This is a genomic window from Pseudoalteromonas sp. SS15, from assembly GCF_049257195.1.
Classification (GTDB): domain Bacteria; phylum Pseudomonadota; class Gammaproteobacteria; order Enterobacterales; family Alteromonadaceae; genus Pseudoalteromonas.
This window is the reverse complement of the sequence record NZ_JBMMUD010000001.1, coordinates 820737-835648: the sequence shown is the minus strand read 5'-3', so window position 1 is coordinate 835648 and position 14912 is coordinate 820737. Positions and strand designations below refer to the sequence as shown.

14 protein-coding genes are annotated in these 14912 nt (G+C 43.3%); 3 read left to right on the top strand and 11 right to left on the bottom strand.

The genetic code is table 11. The features are described 5' to 3' along the window. The first annotated feature begins 156 nt into the window (after nucleotides 1–156). On the top strand, nucleotides 157–1383 hold the full coding sequence (locus AAEU28_RS03660; protein WP_421963093.1) for an amidohydrolase family protein: 1227 nt from the start codon (nucleotides 157–159) through the stop codon (nucleotides 1381–1383). A gap of 89 nt (nucleotides 1384–1472) precedes the next feature. On the opposite strand, the gene AAEU28_RS03655 is transcribed toward AAEU28_RS03660, so the two are convergent. Genes AAEU28_RS03655 through AAEU28_RS03610 form a run of 10 tightly spaced genes read right to left on the bottom strand, consistent with a single transcriptional unit; the run spans nucleotide 1473 to nucleotide 9658 of the window. Then, a complete protein-coding gene (locus AAEU28_RS03655) occupies nucleotides 1473–2180 on the bottom strand; it encodes a hypothetical protein (RefSeq protein ID WP_421962987.1) in 708 nt (235 codons plus the stop codon). Beyond that, the gene (locus tag AAEU28_RS03650) at nucleotides 2177–2932 is read right to left on the bottom strand and encodes a hypothetical protein (RefSeq protein ID WP_421962986.1); all 756 of its coding nucleotides are present in this window, start codon (nucleotides 2930–2932) and stop codon (nucleotides 2177–2179) included. The genes AAEU28_RS03655 and AAEU28_RS03650 overlap by 4 nt, the downstream gene beginning before the upstream one ends. Next, nucleotides 2922–3266: a cupredoxin domain-containing protein gene (locus AAEU28_RS03645; protein WP_421962985.1), complete on the bottom strand. Its 345-nt coding sequence runs from the start codon at nucleotides 3264–3266 to the stop codon at nucleotides 2922–2924. The genes AAEU28_RS03650 and AAEU28_RS03645 overlap by 11 nt, the downstream gene beginning before the upstream one ends. Beyond that, nucleotides 3263–4657, bottom strand: a complete 1395-nt coding sequence (locus AAEU28_RS03640) for a sensor histidine kinase (RefSeq protein ID WP_421962984.1) — start codon at nucleotides 4655–4657, stop codon at nucleotides 3263–3265. Before AAEU28_RS03640 ends, AAEU28_RS03645 begins: the two co-directional genes overlap by 4 nt. Continuing rightward, nucleotides 4657–5313, bottom strand: a complete 657-nt coding sequence (locus AAEU28_RS03635; protein WP_421962983.1) for a response regulator — start codon at nucleotides 5311–5313, stop codon at nucleotides 4657–4659. Before AAEU28_RS03635 ends, AAEU28_RS03640 begins: the two co-directional genes overlap by 1 nt. Then, the gene (locus AAEU28_RS03630) at nucleotides 5314–5979 is read right to left on the bottom strand and encodes a hypothetical protein (RefSeq protein ID WP_421962982.1); all 666 of its coding nucleotides are present in this window, start codon (nucleotides 5977–5979) and stop codon (nucleotides 5314–5316) included. After that, a complete protein-coding gene (locus AAEU28_RS03625) occupies nucleotides 5976–6776 on the bottom strand; it encodes an SDR family oxidoreductase (protein WP_421962981.1) in 801 nt (266 codons plus the stop codon). Before AAEU28_RS03625 ends, AAEU28_RS03630 begins: the two co-directional genes overlap by 4 nt. Continuing rightward, nucleotides 6773–7441 (bottom strand): TenA family transcriptional regulator, encoded by a 669-nt coding sequence (locus tag AAEU28_RS03620; protein WP_404394183.1) that lies wholly within the window; start codon nucleotides 7439–7441, stop codon nucleotides 6773–6775. The genes AAEU28_RS03625 and AAEU28_RS03620 overlap by 4 nt, the downstream gene beginning before the upstream one ends. A 10-nt stretch (nucleotides 7442–7451) precedes the next feature. Next, the gene (locus tag AAEU28_RS03615; RefSeq protein WP_421962980.1) at nucleotides 7452–8993 is read right to left on the bottom strand and encodes an AMP-binding protein; all 1542 of its coding nucleotides are present in this window, start codon (nucleotides 8991–8993) and stop codon (nucleotides 7452–7454) included. Then, nucleotides 8987–9658 (bottom strand): thermostable hemolysin, encoded by a 672-nt coding sequence (locus AAEU28_RS03610; RefSeq protein ID WP_421962979.1) that lies wholly within the window; start codon nucleotides 9656–9658, stop codon nucleotides 8987–8989. Before AAEU28_RS03610 ends, AAEU28_RS03615 begins: the two co-directional genes overlap by 7 nt. Nucleotides 9659–9932: 274 nt before the next feature. Between AAEU28_RS03610 and AAEU28_RS03605 the strand changes: the two genes are divergently transcribed. Together AAEU28_RS03605 and AAEU28_RS03600 are read left to right on the top strand one after the other, a co-directional pair. Further along, the gene (locus tag AAEU28_RS03605) at nucleotides 9933–12377 is read left to right on the top strand and encodes a TonB-dependent receptor (protein ID WP_421962978.1); all 2445 of its coding nucleotides are present in this window, start codon (nucleotides 9933–9935) and stop codon (nucleotides 12375–12377) included. Nucleotides 12378–12782: 405 nt separating this feature from the next. After that, a complete protein-coding gene (locus tag AAEU28_RS03600) occupies nucleotides 12783–14057 on the top strand; it encodes a carbohydrate porin (RefSeq protein ID WP_421962977.1) in 1275 nt (424 codons plus the stop codon). Nucleotides 14058–14158: 101 nt separating this feature from the next. On the opposite strand, the gene AAEU28_RS03595 is transcribed toward AAEU28_RS03600, so the two are convergent. After that, nucleotides 14159–14824, bottom strand: a complete 666-nt coding sequence (locus tag AAEU28_RS03595) for a DUF1826 domain-containing protein (RefSeq protein WP_421962976.1) — start codon at nucleotides 14822–14824, stop codon at nucleotides 14159–14161. Nucleotides 14825–14912: the final 88 nt, after the last annotated feature.

The window sequence follows — 14912 nt, the reverse complement described above, 5'->3', positions numbered from 1 at the left end:
ATAAGTTAATGATTTTATAAAAGTCGCAAAAGCTCGCATTAACAAACACTTTATGAATTAATAGGATGTGTGAAAACAAAAAAACACTTAAAACAACAAGGGCTCCTGATGAAACTCACCTCAATTGCGCTAAGCATATTCGCTGTCACAGCAAGTATGTCAGCTTTAGCCGAAGACTTAATTATTCATGCCGATGCGGCACTCGATGTTAAAACAGGCAAGCTTATAAAGCCTGTTACGCTTGTGGTTGATGACAATAAAATTTCTGAAATTAAACGTGGTCACTCTAAAGTATCGGGTGATTATAAACTCATTGAATTACCAGGACATACATTATTACCAGGGTTATTCGATATGCATGTTCACTTAACCAGCGACGCTCAAGTTCATGGCTATAAACGCTTACAACGCACTTCGCAACGTGCTGCAATTACGGGTGTTCGTAATGCAAAACGTACTTTAGAGGCCGGTTTTACCTCTGTACGTAACTTAGGTGCTGTGGGTTATTCAGATATTGCATTAAAACAAGCAATTTATGATGGTGATGTGCCAGGGCCGCGTATTTTTGCCTCAGGCCCATCGCTGGGTGTAACTGGTGGGCATTGTGATAATAACTTACTGACCCATGAACATGCTGTAACAGCTAAAGGGGTTGCTGATGGTCCTTGGGCGGTGCGTGCCAAAGTACGTGAAAACATTAAATTTGGTGCCGATGTTATTAAGTATTGTGCAACTGGTGGTGTACTTTCTAAAGGCACTAAAGTGGGTGCTCAGCAATATACTCAAGAAGAAATGGACGCCATTGTTTCAGAGGCACATTTACGCGGCTTAACTGTTGCTGCCCATGCTCATGGCACTGAGGGTATAAAATCAGCAATCAAAGCTGGCGTAGACTCGGTAGAGCATGTGAGCTTTTTAGATGACGAAGCCATCAAGCTTGCGAAAAAGCACGGCACCTATTTCTCAATGGATATTTACAACACAGAGTATATTTTAGGTGAAGGCGAGAAAGCCGGCATCTTAGAAGAAAGCTTGAACAAAGAGCGAGTTGTAGGTGCTAGGCAGCGTGCGAGCTTTGGCAAAGCAGTTAAAGCGGGCGTAAAAATGGTGTTTGGCTCAGATGCGGGTGTTTATCCTCATGGTGACAACGGTAAACAGTTTAGCCGTATGGTGAAATTTGGTATGACCGAGTTGCAAGCTTTACAGGCGGCGACTATTACGCCAGCTACTTTGCTTAAACAAGAGCAATCACTCGGTTCACTAGAAGTAGGCAAGTATGCCGATTTTATCGCCGTTAAAGGTAACCCGTTAGAGAATATTTCAGTGATGGAGCAAGTAAGCTTTGTCGTGAAAGACGGCGAAATTGAAGTCGATAAAAGATAAAACCCTAATTTAGCCAGAACTTGGGTAAAAAATTTATAATCCCAAGTTCAGGCTGATTTAAATTACTTAGGATGTTTGAATAAGTCGGCTTAAAACTCATACTCCAGCGCAAATCTGAGAGTATGATCTTTTCCTGAATGTGAAATTTCACTGATAAAACCCGCTTCCCACTTCAGTTGTTTTTGCCCTTCGAAGCGGTAAGTGCCCATAAAGCCTGGGCCAATACCGACAAAATCTTCGCCTAAATAGATTTCGATTGAAGGTTGCAGTACGCTCATATAACGGTATCTAAATTTGGCTCTGAATTCGGTTTCAAACTCGTTTTCTATGCTGTTACCCCATTCATAAATTAAAAAAGCATTTAATGTGGCACTGAGCTTACCAAACTCCTTTTCAACGGCGATGCCAGAAGTGGCTTCAAAGTTATCTTCGCCATTGTGCTTTTCAAATTCAAAAATAGCCCCCCAGTCGGCACTGTATTGGCCTTGCTCTGTGAGCATCCAGCGCATTTCTAGCTCGTAGCCGGTAACGCCAAAGTTATCATCTTGGTCACGCTCGCCAATCACATAGAGCTCCAACATCTTGTTTTCAGCAAATGACTGACCATATCCAAAGCGTTGACCTAGGCGATTTTTATTTTCGGTTTGGCTCGACATAATGCGCCATTCAAACTCTTTTTCGTTGGCCAGCACATAGGGGTGATATACCTTATCGACGACCAAACCATCGGCATGCGCAAAAGGTGTAAACCAAGTGGCAGCCAGAAGTAATAAAAAACCGAGCAATGATTTATTCATCGTGCTGGCTCCTTAGTAAAATGAGTTTTGTGTCTGCTAAATGCAGTAAAACACAAAGCAATAATGATTAGATAAAACAAAGCAAAGCCGCTGGTAGGCGCTGCTTCAAAGCCAAATAAGGCGCTGAGTAAATGGCCGTATTCTGATTTGTCAGCGACGATATGAGAAATATCAAACAAGGTTTCTCCCGCACCGAGTACATCGACTTGCGCAAGGTTATCGCTAATTTGTGCGCTATGTCCTGCGACAAAGCTAGCAAATGCGAGTGAGTTAATAAATTGGCCAAATCGGCTGCTAAGTTCGTTTAGAAAGAACGACCAGAGCACCGCAAAGCTGAGCGAAATACCAAAGCCGACACACCCTGCAACCAGCAAAATTTGCAATGAGCCATGACCTTGCCATGCAGTTAAAAAGTACACGTAAAAGCTCGCAAGTTTTAAAATTGCAAAGCTACATAAGGCAATGGTTAAACTAAGCATGTGCCACTTTTTAAAATGTGCGGCAACGAGTAATGCCAATATACTCAGTAGCAGTAGGGCACTTTGACTGAGCTCTAAGCCAATACCATCGAACCATTCACTGATGTTTGCAGAGCTGGCGACGAAGGCGAACATGCCCAGTAAAGCACCGACTGACAATACGCCTAACTGTTTTAGGGAATACTGCAGTGCAAAGGTGTTTTGTACGTAAGTGAATAAAATAAAAATTGGTAATAAGTCGCGCAAAAAGATAATCACGGTATTAATGAACATCGTTTGGCTCCTTCACAACCACAAACCCTCTGGCAGAGTCGGGGTTAAATTCGCCAAAAAATTCGTATTCACCGGGCTTCAAAGGGCCGACAAAAATCACGGCTTTGCGATTCGGAAACAAGACTTTTTCACGGTTTAAGTCGAAGCTATCAAATTCTTCTGCGGTCGCATCGCGATTGAGTATGATCAATTTAACTTTTTTATTGGCGGGCAGCTCGATGCGCTCGGGCACAAAAATATGATCTTTCAGTTCAATATAAAACTCTTCAAGCTTGGCAACACTCGAAAAGCTACATACCAGCAATAAACTCAGCCAAAGTGGGCGTAAACTCATATTTTCGCTCCTTGGCTAGCTTGCTCGGGTTTTGCAACCGGTAAGTAAATGGTGACGCCTAAGCCTCCAAGAGCACTTTGGGCGATTGTGAGCTCGCCATTTAATAGCGTGACAATGTGTTGCACTATGGCCAAACCGAGCCCTGAGCCTTTTGCTTGATGTTTATTGGTGTCGTCACGATAAAACGGTGTGGTCAGTTTAGCAAGGGTCTCGGGTTTTACGCCTGGGCCTGAGTCGCTCACTTCGATGCCAATAAATCCGCTCGGTGCCGCAACGGTTTGCATCATAATGGTTTGCCCTTTGCCCGCATATTTAATGGCATTTTTTAAAAGATTGTCGAATAGGGTGGTAAGTGCAAATTGCTCCCCTAACACAATAATATTATCGGCGTTGAGGCTAATATCTTGCTCGTTGTCGGCGATTTGCTCGTAGCGTTGACCAATCAACTCTTGCAACAGCGCTGTTAAGTCAACGGCCGTTAAGCTTTGTTCGAAATGCTCAGGGGTGTAACGCGATAGTGCAATGATTTGCTCAACCACTTGCGCCATTCTGGCAACTTGGGCTTTGAGTTCGAGCAGTTGTGACTCGCTAATATGTGTCGTTTTGATCTGCTGTAATAAATTATGGCTGGTGATGGTAAGCACGCTAATGGGGGTACGAAGCTCGTGGGCGATATTGGCGGTTAAGCGTTTTTCGCGGTCAAAGGCGCTATCAAGGCGGGCCATGAGATCATTGACTTTGTCAGTCACCAATTGCAGCTCTTGCGGCACTTGCTCGGTGTTAAGAGGGCTTAAATCACGGTGACTTTTTTGTTTGAGTGCCATGCCTAAATCGGCAACGGGTTGCACGCTTTTTTGAATAATATAAAAAATAAATAAGCCAATGACGGGAATGGTCAACACAATGGGCAAGATGCTACTTAGCAATAAGTTTTCAGAAGCGTCGATGCGCTGCTGAATTGGCTCGGCAACAAGCACCGAGTACGCATCATTGTGTTTTTCATATAAACGCCAGCGTTGCCCCCAAAATCCAGCTTCGGAAAACTGGCTCGTTTCTGAGCGCTCAAGCTGAGGCTTATCAAAGTGTTGCGACTGGCTTTGCTTAGTATGAGCTTGAAAAGGGCGAGGTAAACGTTTGGCTGCTTTTATTAAAGCCTGACTTTGCACTAAACGACCATCAGCGTAACGAATTTGAAAAACATGCTGGTTGTCTTCAATAGGCGATTTGTTGTGTGTTAAAGCAACCAATGTGTGGGTAAATTGTGCCAATTGATTATCAAAAATGCGCTCAAGCTCACGGTCGCTTTGCTGATAACTCTGCAAGGCGGCGAAAAAAGTCGCCAACACAACCATGGCGAGAATGAGCTTGAGTAACTGTTTTTGAATCGACATCAATTTCTAATTATGTAACCCACACCACGAATGGTTTTAATAAAGTCTTTGGGGACGCGTTTACGCAAGTTACTGATGTATACCTCAATGGTGTTTGAGCTAACATCTTCACCCCAATTATAGAGCTTTTCTTCAAGGCTCGACTTTGACTGAATACGATTTAAATTTTCCATCAGTGCGCGCAGCACCATGTATTCTTTGCGCGATAAGCCGACTTCGTTACCATCAACAATAAGTTGGTTGTTTTGCGTATTTAACACTACATTGTTGACCACGATATTGGTTTGCGTATTGGTGCCATTGCGGCGCTCTAACACTCGTAAACGCGCCATAAGCTCTTCAACATCAAAAGGTTTGGCAAGATAATCATCAGCGCCTTGGTCAAGGCCTGTGACTTTACTGTTAATATCATTGCGTGCGGTAAGAATAAGCACAGGTAATGTGGCATTTTGGGCTTTGAGCTTAGTGAGTACTTCAAGGCCATCGAGATCGGGCAAGCCTAAGTCAAGGATCACCAATTGGTAATCAATACGAGCAGCAGACTCAATCCCGAGTTTGCCAAGCGCCACCCAGTCGACCGCATAGCCTTGGGTTTCTAGAGAGGTTTTTAGGCCTCTTGCGAGAGGCCCATCATCTTCAATTAAGAGTAATCGCATTTAGCGTTTCTTTTTGTTTAATTTTTTATCGACTTTCGCCATCAGCATATCGATTTCATGGTGTCTGAACTCGTCCGCCACAGGTCGCATTGGACGTGCAGGGGCTTGTTTGGCACGCTCTAAATACAATTTTGCTTGTTTGTATTTTCTTTCATCATAAAGGTATTCACCGTAAAAGTAATTAGGATCAATACCTTGTGGGTTTAATTCTAGCGCCTTTTGCAGTAACTCGCCTGCTTTATCATCATCGCCAAAGCCAATCGGCCAACCAGGTACTTTGTGAAATAGGGTACCTAAGCTGGTATAGGCTGAACCAGATAGCGCATTTGGGTTTATTTTTAGGGCTTGCTCGAATGCGTCTTTGGCATTTTCAGCATGCTTTAAAGCACCTAAGCCGCCTTTTGCTCCAGCATAACTTGATTGCACGATACCATACCAGATCAGTGCATCGGCATTATTTGGCTCTGCCGCTTTAAAGGCTTCGGTGTCTTTAATTAACGCTTTGTAGGCGTCAAGTTGGGCGTCATCTTCAAGTTGGTAGTTAACATGTGCCCATTGCTTTTGAATGACGTTTAAGTTGTTTTCTTGGGCGTTTACAACGCTTGTTTGCAGGCTTAATGCAGAACAAAATAGTGTCGCTACTGATAATTTACAGAATAAGTTCATGATAGTTTCTCCAAACTAGGTTGAAAGAAGGTTTTAATTTTTTTCAGTTTTTTGCCAAGTGCATTATCAACGACTTCCGGTAGCACGCCGTTTAATCGCACAAATAAGCGCTCGGGCCAGCCCAAGGTTAAGCGGCGTTTATTTGAGTTAATCAGTGCAACTAAGGCTTTTGCGACCACCTGAGGCTCATCGACTTGATTGCCAAGGGCGCTGTTCATGTCGTTGACTTGTTGCGAGTTAATCGCGGTTTTTGTGGCGCGAGGCGCAAGGTATTTAATGCGTTTATTTGAGCCTGAATATTCCCGTGCTAAGGCTTCTGTAAAGCCGCGCAGGGCAAACTTACTGGCGCAATAATTCACATAACCAGGATACCCAATTGCACCTAGGGCCGAGCCGACATTCACCAAAGTTAACGGGCGTTGTTTGGCTTGTTGTAGTAGCAATTGATTAAGTGCCATCACAGCAGTGACATTGACATTAAAAATATGTTCAATGTCTTGATAGCTGCCCTCTACAAAGGCGCCAAATTGTGATGTGCCCGCACAGTTGACCACTAAATCGAGCTCGCCTAATTGCGCGCAGAATGACAATAAATCGTGTCGAGCGCTTTGCTCGGTTAAATCGGCACTAAAGCTATAGTGCTCGCCGGGTAATTGATTACTCAAAGCGGTGAGCTTTCTGGTATCTCTGGCCGTTAAAATTAGCGTGTAGCCTTGAGCTGCAAGTTCTAAGGCAATGGCTTCGCCTATGCCTCCGCTGGCACCACTTAGCAAACACAAAGGGTGTGTTTTACTCATGCTGCAGCTCCTTGTTTTGGTAAGTCTAATGCTCTAAACATGTTGCCATACAGCACGTAAAAACGTTTTGCACTGCGAATAATGGCTTGCTGCTGTTTCGGGCAGTCAATTTTATTCATTAAGTTTTCGAAAAACTTCACATGCTCTTGGTCCAGTGAGCCATGCGAGCGTAAGTAGCTAAATGCAGCATTCGGTAAATTTAGGGTTTCTTTAATTTTTGCAGCTGCCATATCAGCGATTGTGACACTGGTGCCTTCTAATACATGCACCATGCCGAAGAAGGCCACGGGCTCGATACGAGTAATTAAATCGTAGGCGTAAGAAACCATTAGCTCAGTTTGCAGTAAAGGCTCAGATTGACGAGTTGCTTCTTTGTCAAAACCGCAGGCTGCAATGTCGTTTAAAATCCACTCTTGATGACCCAGTTCTTCTTCAATGTATTCTGCAACGGCTTCGCGCAGCCACTCTTGTTGCTCAGTAAGTTTGCCGCCAAGGGTCATCAGTAAAGGCACTGTGTGTTTTACGTGATGATAGGCCTCGGTTAAAAAGTTCACGTAGTCGTTTAGTTCAATATCACCTTCAAAACAGCGGGCAATAATTGGAGAACCCAGTAAGTAAGCGCGTTCTTGTTCTGTTTCTAAAACCAGTTGTTTAAAAAAGCTCATAAGTATTCTCCTAAGCAAGCTTTGCAGTTGCATCCAATTGCGGGTGAGCAAAGTGGGCTGCTTGATTAAAATAAGTGTCTAAATGTTGTTTAAATGCGTGCTCAATAGCGGGGCGAATAAGTTTGCCGTTGGCTGTGGTGCAGCCATTGATAGCGCTGATTGGGCTCGAAAGCACAAAGATGTGTGCGATTTGCGCGTAATCGGGCAGTTGTTGATTCACCAGTGCCAAACAGCCCTGTAATTGCTCGTCGCTTAGTGGCGCAAACGGATATGCCACTGCAGTCAGTGCAGGGTAACCTTCGCCGAGTACCACAACTTGCATAAATGCACCTGTGGCATCGAGCAGTGACTCAGGCCATTCGGGTGAAATGTTTCTGCCAAAGGCGTTAATAATGAGGTTTTTACGACGCCCCGATAGTTGTAGCGAATTACCATTAAGCTCGCCCAGATCGCCAGTTGCGAAACGTGTTGGATACCAAGACTCTGGCTCACCGAGATATCCTAAGAGTAAGTTGCTGTGAATAATCACTTCGCCGTTTTCAATGCTCACTTTGCTGTGCGCAAGTAGTTCGCCCGCAGCATTATTGCCCTCAATAATGTGCGTATTGAGGGCAACTACAGAGCCTGCCTCAGACAAGCCGTAGCCTTGATAAACCGGTAGGCCAAGGGCGTGAGCTTGCGAAATTAATTGCCCATCCACTTTCGCGCCGCCAACAGCAATAAAAGTTAGGCTGCTTGGTGCTTGCCAACCTTGCTTACTTGCGGTTACCAGCAGTTTTAGCAACTCAGGCACCAAAATTAAGGTATTAGGTTGAGTGCTTGAAATAGCGCCCAGTAATGCGTGTGGATTGATAAGTTTACTGCCTTTGAAGCCTCTTTGTTCGTCGCTGGCAATGACCACAGTACCGCCACTGAGCAGCACGGCATAAATGCCGGCAATATTCTCAAGCAAGGTGCTAAAGGACAGTAAACATAAGTGTTTTGCTTTATTGCTGTTGCTCGAATTATTGATAGTTGTCGAATTATTTATAGCGGTCGCAGCATTAATGGTGGTCGCTAAACTTTGTGCCACATTAAGTTGATTTTCTTTACTTAAACACACGCCTTTAGGAGAGCCTGTTGAACCCGACGTAAAAGTGATTTTTTGCGTGCCTGTTGGGCAGTTGATCTCACCCTCAGTTTCTATCGACAGCACATTTAAATCGTACGCAAAAGGCTTGCTCTGTAGTGCAGCCTCGTCGGTGAGTAAATGCTTAATTTGACTCGATTCAAACAAATGTTGTTTTTGTAGCTCGGTAAAAAAGTCGGGCACAGGCACAATTAATCTATCACTACAATGGGCTGCTAAATCCGCAATCAACCAAGCTAAACTATTGCTACTTTGCAGTGCAAAGGCGCTAATTTTGGCGCTATCTAGCTGGCGGCTAAAGGCAATGATTTGGCTAACCAGCTCTGCATAAGTCAGGCTTTGCTCAGGCGCTATCACGGCAATGTCATCGGCAGGGTGTGCACGCAGCGCAGTTAAAAGCGAAGCAAAAGGCGTGTTTAACATAGTGCCTCCTTAGAGATTTGCGCAGCCAGTTTGTTGATTGAAGGGCTGATCAGTTTGAACATTTGCGCGTATTTCGGAGTGTTACTCACCACATGGGCGACTTGCGGCAAGCTCAATAAGTACACTTGTGGCTTGGTATCGTAATAACGACCCCAGTCATTGTTTGAGGTTGCAAGCTTGCTTGGATCGGCTTTGGCTAAATGAGTTAAGGTTAAGCCATAGCCTTTTAAGATATTGGCAACGCCTTGGGTGGCGCAAAACGCCAATGCTTGTACGCCGCTTTTCATTAACGCTAGGGTGCTTAACATAAAAAGAGGGGTCGCAAGCTTATGACCATTGCTGTACAAGCTGCCGTATTCGACGATTTTACTTCTGTCGTTAAAGGCAAAATATTGCTGCGTATAGTCTTCTATTGGCTTATCAAGATACTGTTCGATAAATAGCGGTGAGTTAGCACTGCGAACGCCCATAGCGGCATGCTTTGATAAAAAGCTTAAACGCAGAATGTAGGGCATAGAGACTTTGATTGAGGCATCAAAGCGGTCTTTATATCCAGCTTCAATAAACTCACACACTTGTGGAGCCGAGCCATCATTACGTAGCAGTTGATAGCGAGGCAAAAACGCCGTAGCGGTTTTATAAAATTCAATGCTCTTAGCTAACATGGCAAAACTCTCTTAACTTCCAATAGTTTGATCCTAAATCTCGAACCTTAAGAAAAACTTAAATTTCTTAAGGAAGCGTAAACTGTCTTTTAAGTTAATGAGTTGGAAGAGTTTGTTTCGAACGTTGTTGCTAAATTGCGGCGTTTAGAAACATAAAGATCACATGTGCGGTTAAGGATTGAGCGAATAAAAATATTTTAATAATGATCATTGCAATGATAATTATTTTTATTTAGAGTTTGCGCGATTTGAAACTAGAGCACATATTCCAAAAATGAAAAAATTTAGCTTATCTCTCATCGCAGCCGCTTGTGCGGTCTCACCTTTCACTTATGCGCAAGCCAAAGCAGATGCAAATAATAACTCGGCAACCGACAGCTCTGACATTGAAGTGATCAGTGTTTATGGTCGCCAAAACCAAGTTGTTATGAACTCGGGCCTAGCCACTAAGTCAGATATGTCACTGATGGAAACACCTGCGGCGGTTGTGATTGTCGACAGTGAACTCATCAACGCACAAGGCGTTTCAAATCTGCAAGATCTTGTGCGTAATATCAGTGGTGTGACGCAAGCAGGTAACAACTATGGCATCGGTGATAACCTAGTCGTGCGTGGCTTAGGTGCTAACTATACCTACGATGGCATGTATGGCGGTGCAGGTTTAGGTAACACTTTTAACCCAACACGCTCTTTGACCAACGTTGAGTCGATTGAGGTATTGAAAGGCCCTGCAACAGGTTTGTATGGTATGGGCAGTGCCGGTGGTGTGATCAACCTGATTGAGAAAAAGCCTGAATTTGAGGCGAAGCATGGGTTAACCGCTGAGTTGGGTCAGTGGAACTCATATTCTGTAGAAATGGACTCAACTGCAGGCATTACTGATGATCTGGCGTATCGTGTATTGGTTAAAACGCAGCGAAGTGATGGCTATCGTGATTTAAGCAATGACAGAGATGAAGCGTATGTCAGTTTCAAATATGTGCTCAGTGATGCGCAAGACATCATGCTTTCAACGGCATATATTAAAGATGCCATTGCGGTTGACTCAATTGGTCACCCAATTCGAATTTATAATGCTGAATCTGTTGATGGCAAAACCGCAGGTGAAGCGAGCTGGCAAGATTTGATTAATGATCCTGCAGGCAAAGGTGTGCAATTATCGGATGCCCAGCGTCAACAGCTTGCAAACTCATTGGCAGCCAATGATGGCTTAACGCCTTATACATTTGGTCATAACGGTATTATTTCGCCAATGGCAAAAGACAATGAAGGCGAAGAGTTACGTGTAAAACTGACTCACAATATTGCTTTCACTGATGACTTAACGTTAAACCACCAACTGCAATTCCGTAACTATGATTCTGGCTTTGCCCGCCAAACCGGTGCGTATAACTATGTATACTGGAACCGTCGTGGCACCATCAATGCTGATCCGCGTGCGCCTTTAGTGGTTGATGATGTACTTTATCCTTATGCTGCCCGTCGTCAAGAATATCGTAAAGTTGAAGCTGAAGAGCAATCTTGGCAGTACTTTGCCGATCTGCGTTATGACTTTACGTTAGGCAATGTTGATAACGAGTTTTTAGTTAACGCAAACTACGAAGATCGTGATATCCGCTTTAAGCAATATTCAATCTATGATGCAGATAAAGTCATTAAAAACAAAGAGGGTGACGTGATTTACCAAGGTAAATTACCTTACATATTTGATATCCGTAACCCGAACTGGGCAACGGGCAGCTTTGAAGATCACGATCCGTTAAAAACCAGTGATTACAATAAAACAGTGAATGCGTGGGGCTTAGGCGCACAACATGTTGCCTACTTTGAAAATGGCATCACAACGCGAGTGGGAGTGGCGTATAACCGTATCAAGCAAAGTTATGAGCACTTTGGTGTAGATGCAAGATACCGTGCAAGTGCTGCAAAGCCAACGCCAGAGCAAGATACCTCAGATAGCGGCTTAACATTTAATTTAGGCGCGAGCTATAAGTTTACTGATGATGTATCTATGTTTGTTAACCATGCAAAAGGCCGCACGGCATATAGCGTACTTGGAACTATTTACGGCAATGAGAATGACCGTGAAGATTCAGAGTCAATCTCAAACGATATCGGCTTACGTGTTAAAGCATTTGATGATCAACTTGTCGCTTCATTCATCGTTTTTGATAGCAGCCGTACTAATTTAGAGTATGCAAACCCTGATTATGAAGAGGGTGTGTCAGCGGCAAGCGTACCAAAGAGCTACTTTGATGGAAAAGAGCAAACTAAGGGTGTAGAACTTGACCTAAACGCAGTATTGACTGATGAGTGGAAGCTTAACTTTAATGCGGTCTATCAAGACGCACGTGATAAGAAAGATCCAAACCGTGATTCATTCGACACACGTCAAAAAGGGGTGCCTTATGTGACGGTAGGGAGTTGGGTCACTTATTCAAAAGAGCTGTTTGATTTCGCTGAGCCAATTAACTTCAGTTTAGGTCACAAGTATGTTGATAACCGCAGCACGCACTCGACTTCATTCGGTATTCCTGACGGGTATGTACCAAGCTATAGTGTATTTGATGCAGGTGTCAGTTACAGCAACGACAACTGGAAAGTCCAAGCGAATATCTACAATTTATTCGATAAAGTGTACTACAACAAGGCTATGTTCTTAGGCGGTATGCCTGGGGACGAACGCAATGTGAAATTAAAAGTAACGTATGCTTTCTAATTCATAAAATTGAGTACAATTAAGAGCGCTGCGGCGCTCTTTTTTATATTTTTGATTAAACCTTGAGCAAACAGTTAACTTGGGTTTAAACGTCTGAAAATTGAGCTTTTTAAGCAGTTAAAGTTACAGAGAATTTACGCTTGATGATCGATTACGTAAAAGAAGATATCAAGCCCATGAATTTTAAAGTATTTAATTGTATAACCTTGGCTTCTCACCTTCTCTTATAGCTATTCTAAATAGCACATATTTTCTTATCATTTACATTGTTTACGAGTTTAAACAGCCTTTAAATTCTTCGCTTACATCACTAGCAGTTTTGCAATTTTCCCTAATTTGAATACGCAAAAAGAGTAGGCTAGGCTTGCGCGAATTTTATTACTCTCACCTCGGAAATTCGCTTTTATGTCTCTTTTTTCACCTCGTTTGTTGGCTTGTGCGATGGCACTTTCTAGCGGCACTATGATGTCGTCATTATTCGTATCACCTTCTGTTGAGGCAGCAGGCAATACAGCTAATACTGAGCTTGAAAAGTTAGAGCAACAAATCGCTGTGCTAGAGCAGCAAGTAAAACAGATCAAAGCGCATAACAGCAAAGAGGTGGTGGTAAATGCTACGCCTACTATTCATGTCGGTGGTGCTATTCGTTTTAACTACAACATGGTGTCGTATGACGATGACAATGAAAAGCGTGGCGGCGACATCGACTTTGATTTAGTGCGCTTGAATTTCTCAGGTGACATTGCAGATATCGGTGTAAACGCAGAGATCCGCTTCTTAGATTATATGCGTGTGGTTAAATTTGCATATCTAGATTACGACTTCAGTGATGACTGGCATGGGCAACTGGGCTTAGCGCCAGTGCCATTTGGCAATGCACCACATAGTGGCTTTCATAGTTACTTTATGAGTCCTAACTACTTTATTGGCTTGCAAGAAGACTATGATTTAGGGCTAGTACTCAAACACAAGGCAACCGAAAACAGTGTAATAGACATCGCATTTTTCAAAAACGACGAACATGGTGGCGTTGATGGCGGTGCTGAAGAGCGCAAAGATCGCTATTCAGTCGATGCATTAGGGATCAGGTTACGTGATGAAAACATCCATGATGTGCCAACAACGACTTTAGCCGAATATAACACGCTAGTGGGTCGTTATACTTATCAACTTGAACATCAGTTTGGTACAACGCATGTGGGTTTTTCAGCGCTCGATGGCGGTTTGCATGATGGCGTGAGTCGTATAGGCGACCATGAAGCTTGGGCGCTGCATGCTTCGACGCATATTGGTCAATGGCGCGTGCATTTACAACATACTCAGTATCAATATCACATAGACAATGTGACACAAATCGTCGTAGGTGCTAACTCTATGTATGACACCATTGCCAGTGAGGCGACCAGCACTAATCTTGCTGTGTCTTATGATTTATCGGTAGATATTGGCCCTATTTCTCAACTGAGTTTCTACAACGATTTTGGCACTGTTTATAACAAATCAGATGATACAGCTAATACTTGGATGAATATTACTGGTATGTCGATATCAGCTGGGGCGTTGTTTACGTATGTTGATTTGGTGCATGCGAAAAACCAGCCCTTTGTCGGTGGCTCGATAGCTGGCAACAATGATGATTTTGAGAGAAGGCTGAATATTAATGTGGGTTATTATTTCTAAAAACGTCTAGAGAAACGAAAGAAATCTACGAGATTTATCGCTCTTAATTGGTTAATAAGAGCGATAAATAGCACGCCAAATCTGAGAAATTAATCAAAAACCTAATCAATCAAATCGAGCGTCAGCAATAAGCGCTTTTTACCCTCGGCCAATTTTGGCGAGCGGTGAACTAAGCCTTTACCTTCATTACCTGCCCAACCTTCGCCTTTTAGCAGGGCAACATCGCCGGCTTCAAGTGTTTGAATGGCATTTTGCATTGTCATAATACCTGATTGCTCGTCATCAAGACCTTGGCTGCCCGCACCAAGTTTTGAACGATCAACATGTTCGTTAAGGAGCCATTCTGTGGCCACGCCTTCAAAAGTGGTGACTAAACGACAAGGGATTTTGTCAATATGAAATTTAGGGCACATTGCCTTGTCTAAAACAGACAAACGCACACCAGCGCGCTTGGCTTCAAACAACGTACAAAACATATCTACGAGTACTGCGATGTGATCACACAAAGCTGGACTTGCTTTCAAGGCACGATGGCTGCTGATTAATTGTTCAAATGCATTTTCAGGTTCAGCAGCTATTACTTCTTGAAGGCTTGGTGCGTTTTCAATGATGTTTTGCGACTCTTTTAAAATGTCAGAAGATAAAGTGTGTTGCCAAATCGCAATATTGATGTTTTCGTTGTAGATGTCAGTGAGTATTTGAAACTCGTCAGACACAGAGACGCTTGATGCTACTTCAAGCTGCTCAGCGGTATTTGAGTAAGCCATGTTTATTTACAATTTAAGTGACGGTAACTTTGATTGTAATGTTATAGAGTATCAATTTCTAGTTGCGATTTGTTAAACCCATTACATA

What these genes read in the sequence shown, in the direction of transcription:
- AAEU28_RS03660 (WP_421963093.1), top strand. Translation starts at nt 157, where the DNA reads ATGTCAGCTTTAGCCGAAGACTTAATTATTCATGCCGATGCGGCACTC.
- AAEU28_RS03655 (WP_421962987.1), bottom strand. Translation starts at nt 2,180, where the DNA reads ATGAATAAATCATTGCTCGGTTTTTTATTACTTCTGGCTGCCACTTGG.
- AAEU28_RS03650 (WP_421962986.1), bottom strand. Translation starts at nt 2,932, where the DNA reads ATGTTCATTAATACCGTGATTATCTTTTTGCGCGACTTATTACCAATT.
- AAEU28_RS03645 (WP_421962985.1), bottom strand. Translation starts at nt 3,266, where the DNA reads ATGAGTTTACGCCCACTTTGGCTGAGTTTATTGCTGGTATGTAGCTTT.
- AAEU28_RS03640 (WP_421962984.1), bottom strand. Translation starts at nt 4,657, where the DNA reads ATGTCGATTCAAAAACAGTTACTCAAGCTCATTCTCGCCATGGTTGTG.
- AAEU28_RS03635 (WP_421962983.1), bottom strand. Translation starts at nt 5,313, where the DNA reads ATGCGATTACTCTTAATTGAAGATGATGGGCCTCTCGCAAGAGGCCTA.
- AAEU28_RS03630 (WP_421962982.1), bottom strand. Translation starts at nt 5,979, where the DNA reads ATGAACTTATTCTGTAAATTATCAGTAGCGACACTATTTTGTTCTGCA.
- AAEU28_RS03625 (WP_421962981.1), bottom strand. Translation starts at nt 6,776, where the DNA reads ATGAGTAAAACACACCCTTTGTGTTTGCTAAGTGGTGCCAGCGGAGGC.
- AAEU28_RS03620 (WP_404394183.1), bottom strand. Translation starts at nt 7,441, where the DNA reads ATGAGCTTTTTTAAACAACTGGTTTTAGAAACAGAACAAGAACGCGCT.
- AAEU28_RS03615 (WP_421962980.1), bottom strand. Translation starts at nt 8,993, where the DNA reads ATGTTAAACACGCCTTTTGCTTCGCTTTTAACTGCGCTGCGTGCACAC.
- AAEU28_RS03610 (WP_421962979.1), bottom strand. Translation starts at nt 9,658, where the DNA reads ATGTTAGCTAAGAGCATTGAATTTTATAAAACCGCTACGGCGTTTTTG.
- AAEU28_RS03605 (WP_421962978.1), top strand. Translation starts at nt 9,933, where the DNA reads ATGAAAAAATTTAGCTTATCTCTCATCGCAGCCGCTTGTGCGGTCTCA.
- AAEU28_RS03600 (WP_421962977.1), top strand. Translation starts at nt 12,783, where the DNA reads ATGTCTCTTTTTTCACCTCGTTTGTTGGCTTGTGCGATGGCACTTTCT.
- AAEU28_RS03595 (WP_421962976.1), bottom strand. Translation starts at nt 14,824, where the DNA reads ATGGCTTACTCAAATACCGCTGAGCAGCTTGAAGTAGCATCAAGCGTC.